Origin of the sequence: Otoolea muris (assembly GCF_943193115.1) — a bacterium.
GTDB classification, from domain to species: Bacteria; Bacillota; Clostridia; order Lachnospirales; family Lachnospiraceae; genus Otoolea; species Otoolea muris.
This window is the reverse complement of record NZ_CALPCY010000036.1, coordinates 19366-37242: the sequence shown is the minus strand read 5'-3', so window position 1 is coordinate 37242 and position 17877 is coordinate 19366. Positions and strand designations below refer to the sequence as shown.

Sequence of the window (17877 nt, the reverse complement as noted above, 5' to 3'; positions counted from 1 at the left end):
GATTATAAAGCAGGCAAACATGGAATGCAAATCTTTTTTTGGAGAGCGGAAAGTGAGTGTATTTTCGCTCCAAAAAGTGAGGTAGCCAATAAAGGGAGGTTTTTTTATAATGAAACCAATATCAAAGATTATGGATGCAGGAGGATTCCGGATATGAGGTTTCACAATGGCTGCTGGCTGTTAAAGGAAGGCTTTGAGGCGTTTTCACCCCAGCAGGTTTACGAGGTTTATAGAGAGGAGCGGGCGGTGGAATTCTATATGCCGGCCGCGAAAATTGCCGAAAAGGGGGATACGCTGGCCGGCGTCTGCTTAAGCGTGCGGATCAGCGCGCCGGCCCCGGAGGTGATCCGGGTCCAGGCATGGCATTTTAAGGGCGCTGTCCGCAGGGGGCCGGAGTTTGCTCTGCGCTTTTCGGAGGGATTTGCGCCGGAGATAGAGGAAACGGACGAAGCCGTGACAGTAAAGAGCGGACATGTGAGCGTGACGGTGTATAAGGAGAACGGCGGGATGCGCTTTGAGAGGGACGGGAAGCTTCTGACCCTTGTAAGGGGGCGCGATCTGGCCTATGTGAAGGAGGACTGGCGCGGGTTTGCCTATGACCATCCGGGGCGGCAGGCGTACATGTGCCAGCAGCTCGGGCTTTCGGTGGACGAGCGGATCTACGGGTTCGGCGAGCAGTTTACGCCGTTTGTGAAAAACGGCCAGTCGGTCCGGAGCTGGAACGAGGACGGGGGAACCAGCACGGAGCAGTCGTATAAGAATATCCCGTTCTATCTGTCCAGCCGGGATTACGGCGTGTTTGTCAATACGCCGGCCGGGGTGGAGTTTGAGGCAGGCTCTGAGCTGGTCAACCGGGTTGCCTTCAGCGTGAAGGGGGAGGAGCTGGATTATTTCCTGATCGGCGGAGGAAACATGAAGGAGGTTCTGGAGCGCTATACGGATCTGACCGGAAAGCCGTCCCTGATGCCTCAGTGGAGCTTCGGACTGTGGCTGTCCACATCCTTTACCACGGATTATGATGAAAAAACGGTGATGAGCTTTATAGACGGGATGCTGGAGAGAGGGATTCCCTTAAGCGTCTTTCACTTTGACTGCTGCTGGATGCGGGAATTTCACTGGACGGACTTTATCTGGGATGAGCGCGTGTTCCCGGATCCGTCCGGGATGCTGGCGCGGATCCACGAAAGGGGAATCCGGGTCTGTGTGTGGATCAATCCCTACATCGGCCAGGCATCGGCTTTGTTTGGCGAGGGGATGGAGAAGGGGTATTTCCTAAAGCGGGCGGACGGCAGCGTGTGGCAGTGGGATATGTGGCAGCCCGGGCTGGCGATCGTGGATTTTACAAACCGGGAGGCGGCAGAGTGGTACCAGGAAAAGCTGCGCGGGCTGCTGGACATGGGCGTGGACTGCATCAAAACGGATTTCGGGGAGCGGATTCCGACGGATGTGGTTTACAGCGACGGCTCGGATCCGGAGCGGATGCACAATTACTATACGTACCTCTATAACCAGGCGGTGTATGAGGTTCTGGCGGAAAAGAGGGGAGAGGGGGAGGCCGTGCTGTTTGCCCGCTCCGCCACGGCCGGGTGCCAGAAATTCCCGGTGCACTGGGGCGGGGACTGCAATTCAGACTATGAGTCCATGGAGCAGAGCCTGCGGGGCGGCCTTTCCCTGACCAGCAGCGGGTTTGGCTACTGGAGCCATGACATCGGCGGCTTTGAGAGCCAGTCCACGCCGGATGTTTACAACCGCTGGGCGGCGTTTGGCCTTCTCTCCACGCACAGCCGGCTTCACGGGAGCAGGTCCTACCGGGTTCCGTGGATTTACGGGGAGGAGTCTGTGGAGACGGTGCGCTTTTTCACGCGCTTAAAGCTGGAGCTTCTGCCTTATCTCTACAGCAGCGCGGTTAAGACTTCGCGGACAGGGATTCCCATGATGCGCAGCATGGCGCTGGAATTTGAGGAGGATCCGGCCTGCGGGTATCTGGATAAACAGTATATGCTTGGCAGGAGCCTTTTGATAGCTCCGATCTTCAATGAGGAAGGGGAAGCCTCCTATTACCTGCCAAAGGGGCTCTGGATCGGCTATCTGAGCCGTGAGGCCGCGCAGGGGGGAGGCTACAGGAGGGAGCGCCACGGTTACTGCTCCATACCGCTGTGGGTGCGGGAGAACACGATCCTGGCCGCGGCCTGCGGGAATGAAAGCGCGGATTACGACTTTGCAGAGGGCTTGGAGTTTAAGGTATTCGGCCTTACCGGCCGGGCGGAGGAAACGGTCTGCCGCGGCGGCGGGGATTTCCTTAAGGTAACCGTATCGCGGGATGCGGGCCGCATTGAGGGGCAGATCCTCCCCCTTCAGGACGCCGGGGACGGCAAAAAGGCGATTGATTTTGCGCGGTTTCGGATCCGGCTAATCAATACCGCGGGCGCAGAAGCCGTGGAGGGCGCATGTGAGACGGACGGCGCGGATACGCTGGTTACTGTTTCGGCGGACGGGAGGTTTGCGGTGACGGTTTAAGCGGCAGACAGAGAAAGAAAGGGGGAGTATGATGAGACAGGACGATGAGGAGAGGGCGCGCGCCCTGGCAGGGCAGATGACGCTGGAGGAAAAAATCGGCATGATCCACGGGGCGGAGCTCTTTAAGACAGCCGGCGTAAAGCGCCTGGGAATCCCGCCCCTGGCCATGTCGGACGGGCCCATGGGCGTCAGGCGGGAGTTTGAGCCGGACGCCTGGAGGGCGACAGGGAGGAACGACGATTTTGTGACGTATCTTCCCTGCAACAGCGCCGTGGCGGCGACATGGAACCGCGATTTGGCGGAGAGGACGGGCGAGGCGCTGGGGGAAGAGGCCAGAGGGCGCGGAAAGGACGTGATCCTGGGGCCGGGCGTGAATATCAAGCGAAGTCCCTTATGCGGCAGGAATTTTGAATATTTCAGCGAGGATCCGTACCTCACATCGGAGCTGGCCTGCCGGTATATCAAGGGGATCCAGAAATGGGATGTGGCGGCCTGTGTGAAGCATTTCGCGGCGAATAACCAGGAGACGGATCGCCTGTGGGTCGAAGCGGAAGTCCCGGACGAGGCGCTGGAGGAGATCTACTTCCCGGCGTTTAAGGCCGCTGTGCAGCAGGGCGGCGCTTATGCGGTCATGGGCGCGTATAACCTCTTAAAAGGCGTGCACTGCTGCCAGAATAGCTGGCTCCTGGATGATATTCTGAGAAAAGAATGGGGCTTTGACGGCGTGGTAATCTCCGACTGGGGAGGCGTGCACGACACTGATAAGGCGGCTCTGTGCGGGCTGGATATCGAGATGTCGGTAACCGGAAACTTTGATGAGTATTATCTCGCTTCCCCGCTTAAGCAGAAGGTGGAGCAGGGGGCGATCAGCGAGGCGGAGATTGACCGCAAGGTGTTCCGCATCCTTATGCTCATGATGAAGCTGCACATGCTGGGCGGGGAGAGAAAGAGCGGTTCCTTTAACACGACGGGGCACAGAGAGACAGCCCTTGAGACGGCCCGGGAGTCCGTGGTTCTCCTGAAAAATGAGGGGGAACGCCTCCCGCTGCGCACGGATGGGCTTAAGCGCCTTCTGGTGGTGGGGGAAAATGCGGACTGCATGCATGCGGACGGCGGGGGCAGCGCGGAGCTGCGCGCGCTTTATGAGCTGACGCCGCTGATGGCGCTTAAGATGCTCCTGGGCGGAAACGTCCAGGCAGACTATGCGCCGGGCTACTGCCGGGATCCGGAAGGCGGGCAGACAGAGGAAAACTGGCAGGCGGCGAGCCTGGAAAACGGGGGCGGCCATACGCAGAAGCGCCGGGAAGAGGGGGAGGATGCGCTCTCACGAACGCGGGAGCGGCTCTGCCGGGAGGCGGCGGCCCTGGCCTCGGGTTATGATGACGTGATATTCATCGGCGGGCTGAACCATAAGCAGGACAGCGAGGGAAACGATCGGGAGGATATGCGCCTGCCCTATGGGCAGGATCGGCTGATCGGGATGCTGCTTGACGCGAATCCCAATACGGTCATCGCCTTTGTCGGCGGGAGCCCGGTTGAAATGGGGGCGTGGATTAACCGCGCCCGGGCGGTCGTGTGGAGCTGGTATGCGGGGATGGAAGGCGCCAGAGCCCTGGCGGAAACGCTTCTGGGGCTTGTAAACCCGTCCGGAAAGCTGCCGGAGACATTTTATAAGAAACACACGGACTGTTCCGCGCATGCGCTGGGAGAATTCGGGAAAAAGACGAAGATCCGCTACAGCGAGGGCCTGTTTGTGGGCTACCGCTATAATGACACCTTTGGGATTAAGCCGCAGTTTTGCTTCGGCCACGGCCTGTCCTATACCGAGTTCGCCTATGGCCCGGCTTCGGTCACGGAGGACGAAGAGGGCGTGGCCCTTATCTGCAGGATCACGAATACCGGGAAACGGGAGGGCAAGGAGGTCGCGCAGGTTTACGGGGCGTGGGAGAATCCGCCAAAGGGCCGGCCCGCCAGGGAGCTTAAGGGCTTTGAAAAAGTGGAATTGAAGCCCGGGGAGACAAAAACGGTGCGGATCGCGCTTTCAGGGATTCAGAAAGGAATGCGGCTGCAGGCCGGAAGCTCGCTCGCGGATATCCGCTGTGAGACAGAGGTTTTGTAACCACAAGGGCCGCGCAGGCGGCTTCGATTATGAAAATATGAAAAAAAGATGCGGCCGCACAGGATGGATGGACGGCTGCAGAAAGGGTAACAGTTCAGGGTTATCTGAACTGCTATCAGAACGATTAAAAAGGGGTAAACAGTATGAAGGTATTTCAGAAAAAACGGTTTGACAAGGCGGCCGCGAGGCTGCTGGCGGCCGTGATGGCGATCATGGCCTGTATCGGCCTGACTCCGCCGGAGCGGACCATGGCCCAGGGGTATGGAAAGGACGGCGTTGTACGCGACATTTCCTCCTGGGATCTGATTAAGGACATGGGGCTTGGCTACAATATCGGCAACACATTTGACTGCATCGGATCCTATATCACGGCCGCGACCCCTGAGGATTATCAGAGGGGCTGGGGCAATGATCCGGTGACAAAGCATTATATAGACAAGGTGAAGGAGGCCGGATTTAAGACGATCCGCCTTCCGGTGAGCTGGGCCCAGTGGCTGGACGGGAATAACCAGGTGGATCCGGCTTATATGGCCGCTGTAAAAGAGGTGGTGGACTGGTGTATGGAGGACGATTTTTATGTCATCCTGAATATCCACCACGACGGCGGCGAGGCGGATACGTCCTGGATCCGGAATGCGGCGTCCGATTATGCAGGGACATTGGAAAAGTATAAGACGATCTGGGGCCAGATTGCCGATACCTTTGCCGGATACGGGGATCACTTAATTTTCGAGTCCATGAACGAGGTGTGCTTCCCGCCGCTCGGCATGAGCCGCCAGTATGAGATTTTAAACGGCATGAACCAGGCGTTTGTGGATACGGTCCGGGGTAAGGGAGGCAATAACGCAGGCCGCCATCTGCTGATTGCGGGCTACAATACCGATATCCAGAAGACCTGTGATCAGAGGTACCATATGCCGGCGGATCCGGCGGGGCGCTGTTTTCTGTCCATCCATTATTACAGCCCGTCGCCCTTCTGCGTGGCTACGCATGACGTGGACTGGTGCGTGCCGGAGACGACCTGGGGAACCGAAGAGGATCTCGCCCAGGTGCGGGCCGACTTTGACCGGCTGGCGGAGCGCTTCCTCTCCAAAGGCGTCCCGGTTATCATCGGTGAGTACGGCGTCCTGACAGATGACAATAAGGATGTAAATTCTATCCGCGCGTATGTGCAGAAGATCCCGGAGATCGTGATGGAGTACGGTATGTGCCCGGTTCTTTGGGACAGCGGAAGCTCAGGCGATATGAAGTATATCGAGCGCGCGAGCGGCGAGTTTTACGATTCAGCGATCAGGGCCAATTACCGGGATCTGGCGGCCAGGGCCGCGGCGGGGCAGATCGGGCGCAGGGATTTTTCCTATCTCCAGTTTGAGGAGGTGAATGTGCCGGTCAGCCCGGACGGATGGGTGTCGATCGCCGAATATGCCCCGGAAAAGCTGCGGGGCGTCCGCTTTGGCATTTCCTGTTCCTCAGGCTGGGACAGCTACGGCGGGGGCGGGATCTATATCGACGGCTGGGACAATATGGGCTCCTGGCAGTTTAACAGCATATACGATCCGGTTACCTATATTTTTACGGACGCAGAGAGGGCCAGGCTTAAGGATCAGTTAGGCATACAGATTCACTGGACCGATACGTCGCAGGGAGGAAACCACAGGGAGGAGCTGTCCATTACAGGAAACCAGGTGACGCTTCTGTATGAAAAGGGAACAGAAATCACAAACGCCGGCCCGGGCGGACAGACGGCGGGAAGCGCGTCAGGAGGCGCGGGAGGCGGCAGCGGAAGCGGAGGAAGCAGCGGCGGCGGAGGCGGAGGAGGCAATACCTCAGGCAGGCCGAATAATTCCTCTACGGCGCAGGACAATGAGGGAAAAGGAGAGCAGGGAAATTACAGGTTTAAGGTCAATAAAGACGATAAGGACAAAGCAAGCGAAAAAGAGTACCGCTTTAATGATTTCCTGAGCGCCGGGGAAGCAGGCCGCTTTGAGCCGGGAGACACGATTGAATTTAAGCTGAGGCTGAAATCCGCGGGCGGTTTTAACGGAGCTGTGGTGGAGACGCCGGCCTGGAAGGAGATCGGCAGCTTCAGTAACGGAGAGGGGACGGTATATTCCTGGACCGTAAAGCCGGACAGCGATACTTTCGGCGTGAAATTTTATTATATAGGCGGAGAATACATTCTCTGGGACGCAGAAGTAAAAATCGTAAAAAAGGCCGACAAGGCGGATGTCTCTGCGATTGTTTTTGAGGAACAGGAGGAGACGGACGACAGCGGCGCGGTTGTGAAAACAGCGGTCGCAACGATCCCGGCTGATGAAATTTACTCTGCCTACCATCTGGAACGCGGCAGGAGAGTGCGCCTGACCGTCTCGCTTGAAATGCTGGCAGAGAAGGCGTCTGTTCAGGCCATGGCAAAGGGCATGGGCGCCAGGGAAACAGGCGTGAAGGGAACCGTCAGCTTTACGGATGAAAACGGCTGTGAGATCAGAGGCGAATTTGACGATACCCAGAAGGCAATCCTGATCGGCACGCCGGATACGGATTTGACGGTAAAGCTCACAGGAGTAAAGCCGGAGGAAGTGGCGCTTGAAAATGTCCGCATGGAAGCGCTGCCGGATGCGGCCGTTTTTGCGGAGTTTGAGAAAACAGGAACCGTCGTCTTCTCAGAGGAAGCGATCAAAGCGGCGTCCGATGCGAAAGAAATTGGAGAGAAGGCGGGGGTTAAGGTCTATATAGACGGAGACGTCTCGGATCTGTCCAAAGTGGCAAATAATAACCATTTGATCGCCAACGGCGGATGGCCGGACAATGAGGTGAAAAAGGACGCGGACGGCGTCTTTGTATGGCAGGAGCTTGCCGCGGGAGAATCTGTGAGAAGCGTGGAATTCAGATGCTTTTACCCGGGCGGCGAGAATCTGACGGTGAGGAAACTGGTGATTGTGGAGGCGGAGCAGGGCGCGGAAGAGACTCCGGAACCGGAGCTTAAAGAAAACGAACGGTTTGCAGAGCTTTTGGAGGACGGGAGCTACCGGATTCCCGAGATAGACGGAAAAACGCCGGTGAGCATCCGCTTTGAGAGCGGGAGCTGGTCGGACAGTGTAAACGGCTATGGGATGAACGTGTCCGCCGGGGACGGGACGTATGTAGGCTGGCTCGGCCGCGGGGATTCGCTTGATCTGACAGGGGTGTCCGCAGAAGCCATGGCGGCGCTTAAAAACAGCGGGGCGCAGCTCGTAATGGGCGAAAAAGAGGATGGAAGTCCGTTTGAGAAGCCGGAGAAGCTGTGGGTGATTGTGGCCTATGGGGACGCCGAAGAAGAACCGGGAGACAACCCCGGAGAGGAAGAACCCGGAGTACAGGAGCCGGAGCTTGGACCGGATGAGCGGTTTGCAGAGCTTCAGGCGGATGGAAGCTATCGGATTCCGGAGGCGGCCGGCGAAGAACCGGTGAGTATCCGTTTTGAGAGCGGAAGCTGGTCGGACAGTGCGAACGGCTATGGGATGAATGTCTCCGCCGGGGACGGGACATATATAGGCTGGCTGGGACATGGCGACTCCCTGGATCTGACGCAGGCTGGCGCAGACGCAGTAGCAGCTCTGAAAAGCAGCGGGGCGCAGCTTGTAATGGGCGAGAAAGAGGACGGAAGTCCGTATGAGAAGCCGGAAAAGCTGTGGGTAATTGTGAAATATGCAGAAGTTTCAGAAGAACCTGAGCCGCAGGAACCGGAGCTTAAAGAGAATGAGAAGCTCGGAACGCTTCAGGCAGACGGCAGCTTTAAGACGCCGGAGGCAGACGGGAAAACGCTGACAGGAGTGCGCTTTGAAAGCGGGAGCTGGTCGGATGACGTAAATGGCTGGGGAATAAATATGTCCGCGGCGGACGGGACGTATATCGGATATATTTCCCATAACGGAACGCTTGATTTGACTGATGCGCAGGCGGCCGCCCTGGAAAACAGCGGCGGGGCGACGCTTGCAATGGGAGAAAAAGGAGACGGGAGCTCCTATGAAAAACCGGAAACCGTGTGGCTGATATTTATATACGAAACAGACGCGGATACAGGGCCCGACCTGGGAGCGGATGAGGAATTGGCGGAAAAACAGTCAGACGGAAGCTTTAAAGTGCCTCAGGTAGCCGGAAAGGTTCCGGTGAGCGTGCGCTTTGAGAGCGAGGAATGGTCAGGCGACACAGACGGCTGGGGAATGAATATGTCAACGCTGGACGGAACGTATATCGGATACGTCGGGCTTAACAGTTCGCTTGATTTTAGCGGGGACCCGGATAAGATTGCCGCCGTGCAGAACAGCGGTTTTGTAAAGCTTGATGAAAATAAACCGGAATTTTGGCTGATTTTCACCTATGCCGACGACGGGACGCAGACAGCGGATCTGCTGGAAGATGAGGAAATGCAGGTTCCCGGGACGCCTGAGGAACAGGAGGAGGCGCCGGACGACGAGACAGCGGGCGGGCAGAACGGAGCGCCGGACGCGGATGCGCCTGATGAACCAAAAGAGGATTCGGACAGCCAGGCCCCTGACAGGACGGAAACAGCCGGTGAAGAACAGGATACAGGCGCGCTGGAAGACAGCGGCGCGGACGAAGAAACACCGGATGAGCCAGTGGAGGATCCGGCCGGGACAGACGCACAAAAGCCGGAGAAGGAACCGGACGGCGCAGATACAGAGGTAACGGAGAAGGATCCGGCCGGGGAAGAAACAGAGGAAACAGAGGAGGAACCGGGCGGGGAAGATACAGAAGAAACGGAACAGGAACCGGACGGCGCGGACGCTGAGGAGCCGGAGGAAGAGCCGGGCGGCGCGGACGCTGAGGAGACGGAACAGGAACCGGCCGGGGCGGACGCGGAAGAGACAGAGAAGGAACCGGACAGCGCGGATACGGGAAAGCAGGAGGATGATTCTTGGCAGAAGCTTCCGGAAGACACGGAGGAGTCAGGGGATTCACTCAGTGAGAAGGATGAACAGGCCCTGCCGGAGACAGAAGACGGCAAAGAGCCGGTTTTAAAGGAAGAAGACCCGGAGGATGAGGAACAAAATCCGGATCCGGACGCTGACGCGCCCGAAAAGGAGAAGAGCGAACCTCTGATGCTGGCGATTCCCAAAAAGAGCGAGCCTGATGCAAAAGGGGAGGAGACAGAAGAATGATGAAAAAGAGATATCAGGTAATCCTTCTGGCCGCAGGCATATGCGCGGCGGCGCAGCCCTTTGCCGCCTTCGCCGACGGGAATGAAATGGCGGGCGGATGGCAGATGGAGGGGGAACAGTGGATTTACCTTGAAGAGGACGGGACACGCGCGTCGGATCGCTGGGTCAGGGACGGAGAGGACTGGTATTACTTAAACGGGGACGGCTATATGGCGTCGAACCAGTTCATAGACGGCGACAGCCTCCGGTACGTGGATTCGGACGGAAAGATGGTAAAAGACCGCTGGATCTCCGTTGAAAACCGGGATGAGAACGGCGAGGAGCTCTGCGAGCAGGACGTTTCCGTGCTGTGGTACTATTTTGACAGGGACGGAAAGGCAAAAGACGAAGAAGGGGAAGAAGTGCTGATCCCGGTAAAGAAAGAGAGGGAGGAAGAGGCGCAGCCCGGCCCGGGAGGACAAAAGGATAAATACTTTTTTGACAGCGACGGGCATATGCTATCCGGCTGGCAGAAGGTGACCAACCAAAAGGGCGAGACGAAAATCTACTATCTGGGAACCGAGAATGAGGGCTACGCGCATCTGCGCTGGCAGTATCTGGAGCCGGACGAGGAGATGTTTGAGGACGAATCGCTGGCAGTGGATTATGACGCCTATGAGATGTTCTATTTCGGCTGGAACGGCGATATGACCATGAATGACGAATCCAGGCTGGAGGGAAAGCATTTCCTGTTCGATGCCAACGGCGTAATGCAGACCGGATGGCAGCCGGGCTTTGCCATTGACGAAGAGGATTATGACATCAATAAGTATTATGATGAAACAAACGGTTCCCGCGCATCAGGCTGGCTCTATGCGTATGATCCGGGGGATTCGGATAAGGCGCACTGGTTTTACTGCGATGACAAAACAGGCTATGTCTTTAATGAAGGAGGCGTGGAAAGCGAGGACGGCAGGGGGATTGGCGTAAAGACTATCAGGGGAAAGAGCTATTTCTTTGACCGCCAGGGACGCATGATTACCGGGCTGATCTGCACGGATCCGGCGCTGGATCCCGGGACGGACGCCTTCACAGAGGATGAATTTGCCGATCTGGAGGGCTGTACAATTGGAAAGAAAGGCAGCCTGCGCTATCCGGGCATCTACTATTTGAGCCAGAAGGACTCTGATCTCGGGGAGCTTAGGACAAACGAGCTTTTAAAGCTTTCCGACGGATATGAGGAGAATTATTATTATCTGGACTCCAAAGGCCGCGCTTACATCAACGCGGTTGTGAAGGACAATATCTTTGGCCCTGACGGCCGCAGGCTTCAGTCCGATTCCGGGTGGGAGGTTATAGAGGTGGAAGAAGATATTTACGAGCGGAACGATTATAAACGGGACGGCACGCTTGACGACAACGCAGAGCCGCTGATCCGCGCCGGCGAGTCGGTTATCGTAAATTCCTCCGGAAAGCTTAAGAAGCACACAAAGGCCAGGGTGGACGGCGTTACGTATGAGGTCGGGAACAACTATGTGGCCGCGCCTGTTGAGAAGGACTGACGAGAGGGTGTGGATTCAGGACAAAGAGAATACTGACCTGAGCGGCGGCTCGTGTGAGAGGTAAGGAAGCCGTGCGGCAGGGGGCGAAAGCCGTTGCCGGGCGCAGACTTAAAAGGGATGCGCACGGTAACGGCTTTTGGCTTTTTTCTTAAAATAAGCGTATACTCCGCGCCGCTCCATGTAAGGAACTGTCTCCACGCGGGCAATGCCGCGCCAGATTTATATGCTGCATGCAAATCTGGCGGCTGCCGGACAGAAAATGCGCGGGACCCAGCAAAGCCGGCCCCGCGCGGTAAGTGTATGTTATTTAGACAGTAAGCGAAAATCAGTTATGAATTGCGCCCGAAGAGAGGGGCGGTAAAAAGCAGCGCCTCCGCGCGGCCGTTTCCCATATACCCTGCCAGACGGTTCAGGAGTACACGGCGATCCTGTGCGGAAAGAGCGGGCCTGTCAGCAAAGCCATTGCCGGAAGTAAAATGAGTGCGGTTTTTCGTGTTTTTCATAATGTGTTCTCCTTTCTTATTTTCCCTTAAAAATATTGTATTATTGTTATGATTTTTTTGGGGATTACTTTGTTTTCCCTTTGTTGATTAAAGTATAGCACGGGTACATGATGAACGCTATACTCAAAACAGGTATAAAAGTATAAGTAAATTGTTATAGAATTGAATCATTTACCATCTCTGTTTGATAACAGCTCAGGTTGCAATGGCATTTGGTTAAGATGTATGTGAGCCCTCTGCCGCAAAGTCTATTGTGTTCCTGCCCGTAAACTTGCAAAATATTTCGGGTAGTTCAGGCATGATTTTCACCACCTTTTCTTCTGATTTTTTGATATGCAAATTCCAAAAAAGCAATGTTCAGGAAAGCAAACAATGTCAAGTACAGCGGCATGATCCATATGCCGGCTGACTGTTGGAGTTTGCCGAATACCATCGGCATAAGGGTGCTGCCGAGATAAGCAGAAGCCATTTGCAGGCCGATTACTGCCGCACTGTATTTTTTTCCAAAATTGTCAGGCGCCATGTGCTGGATTGCCGGATAAACCGGCCCCATGCCCGTACCGGCAATCAGAAATCCGGCGGCGGCAAGTGTATAGCCCTTAACCGGCAGGGCAATTAACAAAATCCCTGCAAACTCTGATGCAATTCCGATGCGTATCAGTAAACGGTCTCCGAGCCGGTTGGATATAAAGCCGGAGATCAGCCGTCCAAGCATCAGCCCGCTAAAAATAAGCGAGCCAAATGCGGCGATAAGCCCTTCGCTCATACCTTGCCTGGTTCCGGCAAAATAACTTGATGTCCATAAAAAACAGGTTGCCTCACCTGCACAGTAGGAAAAGAAAGCAATCAATGTAAGTATAACGCCGGGAACCTTTACTGCCTCCATGATTCCCACGTTTTCCTCCGTATCCTGCGCCTCTTTTTCATTGTTTTTCCAGAGCGGCAGAGAAAGAATACAAATGAAAAGGATTCCGATCTGTATATATGCAGTCCAGCGGTAGCCTTCATTCCAGCGTGCATATTTCAACGCCAATGCCATAAGATTAGGGCTGATGACTGCGCCGAATCCATAAAAACAGTGCAGAAAGTTCATTACCGACGAAGAATAATGATTTGCCACATAATGGTTGAGCGAGGCGTCAACCGAACCGGCGCCCAGACCGTAGGGAACAGCGAACAGGAAAAGCATCCAATACTGTGCGGTAAAGGAAAAACCGAGAAGTCCTATTACTGTCAAAAATATTGAAACAATTACAATCCATTTTGTCTGAAACCTTTTTATCAGCCCCGGTCCTGCAAGCGCAGATATGATCGTCATAAAAGAAATCATCATGGAAACATAACCTGCATACGACGAAGGCACATGAAAAACAGTCTGCATGGTAGGCCACGCCGAGCCGAGCAGCGAGTCAGGCAGACCGAGGCTTATAAAAGCAAGATAGATAACTGCAATAAGAAGCGAAGCCATATTATATTTATCCCTCCTCCAGTTTGTGATATTGATAGATACGGATACGTTTCATGTTTTTTTCACTGCCGATTTTTTTATTTCACTGTGATAGAAATAATTGACAATTACGGGCGGGGCGTTAAAGTCCTTATGTATTTGCTTATCAGGCTTTGTATCGTACTGTTCCAAAACCAGTTCATCCTCCTTCGGATACCCGATGCCTATATTGTATACTGCCTCGGCATAGCATAAGCATACCTGCTTCAATAATGCGTTTTATCACTTCAAACGCAACCTCTTTGTCCATCTGTTTGTTTTTGGGCAAGAAAACTTTTTTGTGCGCCCTGTGCTACAACATCCGTGTCTTTCAATTCTCCGAGCAAAAGCGGAGAGTTTGGATTATGATATTTATAGTTTTCAAATGCTTTCTGTGGGTTCTTATTGGCATAACAGTATTTACAGCCATTCATGCAGGTATCATAAGCCCCTATGTCCCGACTTTCGATACAGTGGCAGCCCTGTCTGGCGCCTTTATGCTTTAAGTCCTTGAATATGATATCGTTGGCATTTCCCAAAATATCAAGCGTCATGCAGCCCGAAGAATGGATATGATAGCGGGAAAAATCGCCGTTTGTTCCGCAGGTCTGAATCGTAATCCCGTTTTGTTCCGCAATCGCTCCAAGCCCCTGTGCCAGTGTGTCCATATCCTGTTCGGACAGGGGGATAAGCTCCGGCATATTTCTTTCCAGTTTTCTATACATTTCCACAAAGCTGAAAATGCAGCGGTCAATGTATGGAGAAAGCGCCTTTGCCATATGTTCAAAAGTTTCTAAGTGCCGTTTTATAGTATATTCCTTTGTCAGCAGAACAGGGTCATACCTCCATGCAATCCGCTGTTTTCCAACGATTTCGGACAGTTTAATCAAGGTTTCCATGCTTTCCTCTATGTACGGAACACCCGGCTCAATCTCTTTTCCGTAAGCGGTAATCGTGTAGTGGAAGTAAGTATTGAAACGGTCTGTAATCTCATGCAGGCGTGACAGTATGGGCTTATAATTCTTAGAGCAGAACACAACGCAGTCTACCGTGTCCGGGGTCAGTTCATAGCGTGTCACTTTGTTTGGAAATAAAGGATTGCGTGATAGCGCGTACCCTTGCGAAAAGCGGTTCAAGAGCCATTCCGTGTAATACTGGACGGTATCTGTCCGTCCACCTGTGTTGATAATCATATTGATAACCATGCTCCTTTCTCAGTGTGCGAGTTTGGTCTACGTCCAAACTTGCGGCTGAAAATTTCATTTTTTAGCCTTACCTCCGTTTTACCATTTACCAAAATGCAGCATCCTTGTTACTGGACGCTCCACCTGCTCTAAAACGGCAGCGTCTTTTGCAGGATAGCCAAGACCGATATAGCAGGGCAGCATATAGCTTTGGGGGTGTGAACCGTTTCCATTTGGCGGCTGCCGCGAGGGTCAAATACCCCGCTGCTCTGCAGCGCTGCAAGTTTGACGCCCCGTTGCTTGCAGCGGGGGTGTTGACTCCTCCATTTCCTGATTAACAAGTTTTGTAAGATTCTTTGTAAATGTCCGCGACAGATCGATGAGCTGTTTTTGTTCCTCTGGCGTAAACATGGACATTGCCGTATCCTCTGCCCATGTAATGTGACGGACTACTTTTTCGCAATAAGCCCTGCCTGCATCGGTCATCTTCACCAGCTTCTCCCGCTTGTTTTCCTTCCGTTCTTCAACCGTCACATACGCCTCCTTCAGCAAGTTTTGTATGATTAGATTGACTGTCTGCTTGGACTGGAATGTCCGGCTGCAAATATCTTTTTGTGTCAGCCCTTCCTTTGCATAAAATAGTATATTGACCACCAGCAGCGTTTTCATCAGCATCCCGTTGCGTTTGGCATATTCATCATATAATGCAAATTGCTCATCACGGAATTTACAGTACAGATAGGCATTTTTCTTATCTTCCTTTGTCATTGCATCACCCCTATAGTCAATTCCAGTACAGTCAATTTATTGACTAATAACAAATTAACACAATCTACATTTTTTGTCAAGACTGCTGGACAAACTTTAATCTTTAATCATAAAAAACAATGCTATACATAACACTGTCTTTTCCACATAATATATATTTCTCTGTATTTTGTTTGATGTACCTATAACCGGCGCGCTATACCGCTTGAATTAACGGGAACAAAATGATATGATGGAACACAGTACCAAGAAAAACAGACTCAATAAAGGAGAAAATCATCATGCAAAACCCAATTGTAACGATTGAGATGGAAAACGGCGATATTATGAAGGCTGAGCTCTATCCCGAAATTGCCCCCAATACGGTAAACAACTTTATCAGCCTGGTAAAGAGCGGTTTTTATAACGGCCTTATTTTCCATCGCGTCATCAAGGGCTTTATGATCCAGGGCGGCTGTCCGGATGGAAACGGTATGGGCGGCCCCGGCTACTCCATCAAAGGCGAGTTCAGCCAGAACGGTTTTACAAATGACTTAAAGCACACAAAAGGCGTTCTTTCCATGGCCAGGTCAATGGCTCCCGACTCCGCCGGCTCCCAGTTTTTTATCATGCACGAGGACTCCCCGCATCTGGACGGCTCCTATGCGGCGTTCGGAAAGGTGACAGAGGGCCTTGACATTGTAGACAAGATTGCAGGCGTGCGCACCGACTGGGGCGATAAACCGCTCAAGGCTCAGAAAATAAAAACCATGACAGCCGAGCTGTTCGGCGCGGAATACCCCGAGCCGGAGAAATGCTGAGGCATGACCGTTAAAAAGTACGTCAACATAGACGGAACGCCGTATCCCGTTACGATTTCAGATGAAGAAGAGGCTCTCTCTGCCGCATATAAGGCAGGGGGAGCCATTATTGGAATATGGGCCCCGCCTCCCCCGGGCATTCCGGACGAAAAACAGGCCGCCCCCATCTTCTGGAAATGCCTCTATCTCGTCACCTCCCCCAAAGAGCTTTCCCCGCAGCTTTTAGAACGCGCCGCCCGCCGCCGCGCCGGCCTTCCCTGGCTGATCGCGGAAACCAGCCGTCTTAGGATACGCGAATTTACCTCCCGGGATCCCATAGAACCCCCATCCGGTGAGGACGGAAACGGGGTTTTCTCCGACTGGGAAAAACGCGAGGCATACCGCAAAACGCAATACACCCTATACGAACACGGCCTCTGGGCGCTGATAGAAAAAAGCAGCGGCCGGCTCATAGGAAAGGCAGGCATCACAGGGGAGGAGCTGAGCTACCACATTTATCCTCCCTTCCGCCGCCGGGGGTATGCCCGTGAAGCATGTGAAAAAATTATCAGTATTGCGCGCGACGAATTGGGGCTTTCAGGGCTTTTGATACGCGTCAGGAAAGACAATACAGCGTCTTTGCGTCTTGCCGGGGCGTTGGGTTTTTGGCCTGAGAAAGAAGAGGACAGTTTTGGTTCGCGGGAAGCGCGGTTTGTATTGAAGTTTTGTGAATAGGGCGGCCTTTTCGCATCTCATCCCCCTTCATTACCCCCTCTCTTTAAATCTCTCACTTGTATTTTACATAACCGCCGTATATAATATATTGTATACAAACCAAACCCACGCGCATGCGAAAGGCCGCCCGCCCGGCTGTCTCCGGCATGCGCCTCAAACGGAGGAAAGGAATGATAAAGCATCTCGGCCTTAAGGCTTACGGCAAGATCAACCTCGCCCTCGACGTGCTCCGCAAGAAGGAAGACGGCTACCACGAGGTAAGGATGATCATGCAGACTGTGCAGGTATACGATAAGATTGACTTAATACGCAGCGAGCGCCCGGGCATCAGGCTCTCTACGAATCTGTATTACCTGCCTGACAATGAAAACAATTTGGGATACAGGGCCGCCAGGCTTTTGATGGATGAGTTTGGCATTGGGGAGGGCCTTGAGATCCGGATCAGGAAGTTCATTCCCGTAGCGGCGGGGATGGCCGGGGGGAGCAGCGATGCGGCGGCCGTGCTGTTTGGCGTGAACAAGATGTTTTCACTGGGGCTTTCAATGGAGCAGTTAATGGAACGGGGCGTGAAGCTGGGAGCGGATGTCCCCTACTGCGTTATGCGCGGAACCGCCCTTTCAGAGGGGATCGGGGAGATTCTGACGCCGCTGCCGCCGGTCCCTCAGTGCCAGGTCTTGATCGCCAGGCCGCCGATCAGCGTATCCACAAAGTGGGTGTATGAAAACCTGAATGTGGCTGCCAGGAGACAGGACGAGCATCCGGATGTGGAGCGGGTGCGGCGTGCGATTCAAGAGGCAGATCTCTACGGTATAGCCGGGAATATGGGGAATATACTGGAAACCGTGACGATCCCGGCCCATCCTGTGATTCAGGAACTCAAGGAAGAGATGAAGCGGCTGGGAGCGATTAACGCCCTCATGAGCGGCAGCGGCCCTACGGTGTTCGGGCTTTTCGTGAATCCGGCGGCGGCTGAGACAGCGTACGAGGAGCTGCGCTTCGGCAATAAGGGGCTTGCAAGGCAGGTGTACTTAACCAGCTTTTACAACCGGAGAGAGTAACATAACTGTTTGATAAGGATAGGGG

At 54.0% G+C, this 17877-nt stretch carries 11 protein-coding genes; 7 read left to right on the top strand and 4 right to left on the bottom strand.

Annotation, left to right across the window (positions count from 1 at the left end; genetic code table 11):
- Nucleotides 1-153 precede the first annotated feature (153 nt).
- The 4 genes from yicI to NFS31_RS18280 all read left to right on the top strand — a co-directional run bounded on the left by yicI (nt 154) and on the right by NFS31_RS18280 (nt 11339).
- Nucleotides 154-2517 carry an alpha-xylosidase gene (yicI, locus tag NFS31_RS18295; RefSeq protein ID WP_251498305.1) on the top strand — a complete coding sequence of 788 codons (2364 nt, stop codon included), beginning with the start codon at nt 154-156 and terminating at the stop codon, nt 2515-2517.
- 28 nt (nt 2518-2545) lie between these two features.
- The gene (locus tag NFS31_RS18290; protein ID WP_251498302.1) at nt 2546-4636 is read left to right on the top strand and encodes a glycoside hydrolase family 3 C-terminal domain-containing protein; all 2091 of its coding nucleotides are present in this window, start codon (nt 2546-2548) and stop codon (nt 4634-4636) included.
- Nucleotides 4637-4779: 143 nt separating this feature from the next.
- The gene (locus NFS31_RS18285; protein WP_251498299.1) at nt 4780-9798 is read left to right on the top strand and encodes a cellulase family glycosylhydrolase; all 5019 of its coding nucleotides are present in this window, start codon (nt 4780-4782) and stop codon (nt 9796-9798) included.
- Complete coding sequence (locus NFS31_RS18280) at nt 9795-11339, top strand: N-acetylmuramoyl-L-alanine amidase family protein (protein WP_251498296.1); 1545 nt, start codon at nt 9795-9797, stop codon at nt 11337-11339. Before NFS31_RS18285 ends, NFS31_RS18280 begins: the two co-directional genes overlap by 4 nt.
- 329 nt (nt 11340-11668) lie before the next feature.
- On the opposite strand, the gene NFS31_RS18275 is transcribed toward NFS31_RS18280, so the two are convergent.
- From NFS31_RS18275 to NFS31_RS18260, 4 genes are all read right to left on the bottom strand, one after another.
- A complete protein-coding gene (locus NFS31_RS18275; RefSeq protein WP_251498293.1) occupies nt 11669-11842 on the bottom strand; it encodes a hypothetical protein in 174 nt (57 codons plus the stop codon).
- Nucleotides 11843-12134: 292 nt separating this feature from the next.
- Nucleotides 12135-13310: an MFS transporter gene (locus NFS31_RS18270; protein ID WP_251498290.1), complete on the bottom strand. Its 1176-nt coding sequence runs from the start codon at nt 13308-13310 to the stop codon at nt 12135-12137.
- Between the two features lie 266 nt (nt 13311-13576).
- Nucleotides 13577-14521 (bottom strand): DUF1848 domain-containing protein, encoded by a 945-nt coding sequence (locus tag NFS31_RS18265; protein WP_251498287.1) that lies wholly within the window; start codon nt 14519-14521, stop codon nt 13577-13579.
- Between the two features lie 243 nt (nt 14522-14764).
- Nucleotides 14765-15280: a MarR family winged helix-turn-helix transcriptional regulator gene (locus NFS31_RS18260; RefSeq protein ID WP_251498284.1), complete on the bottom strand. Its 516-nt coding sequence runs from the start codon at nt 15278-15280 to the stop codon at nt 14765-14767.
- 281 nt (nt 15281-15561) lie between these two features.
- Between NFS31_RS18260 and NFS31_RS18255 the strand changes: the two genes are divergently transcribed.
- The 3 genes from NFS31_RS18255 (at nt 15562) to ispE (ending at nt 17852) form a co-directional block, all read left to right on the top strand.
- Nucleotides 15562-16080 carry a peptidylprolyl isomerase gene (locus NFS31_RS18255; protein ID WP_251498281.1) on the top strand — a complete coding sequence of 173 codons (519 nt, stop codon included), beginning with the start codon at nt 15562-15564 and terminating at the stop codon, nt 16078-16080.
- A gap of 3 nt (nt 16081-16083) precedes the next feature.
- Nucleotides 16084-16794 (top strand): GNAT family N-acetyltransferase, encoded by a 711-nt coding sequence (locus tag NFS31_RS18250; RefSeq protein WP_251498278.1) that lies wholly within the window; start codon nt 16084-16086, stop codon nt 16792-16794.
- A 170-nt stretch (nt 16795-16964) separates the two neighbouring features.
- On the top strand, nt 16965-17852 hold the full coding sequence (ispE, locus tag NFS31_RS18245; protein ID WP_251498275.1) for a 4-(cytidine 5'-diphospho)-2-C-methyl-D-erythritol kinase: 888 nt from the start codon (nt 16965-16967) through the stop codon (nt 17850-17852).
- Nucleotides 17853-17877: the final 25 nt, after the last annotated feature.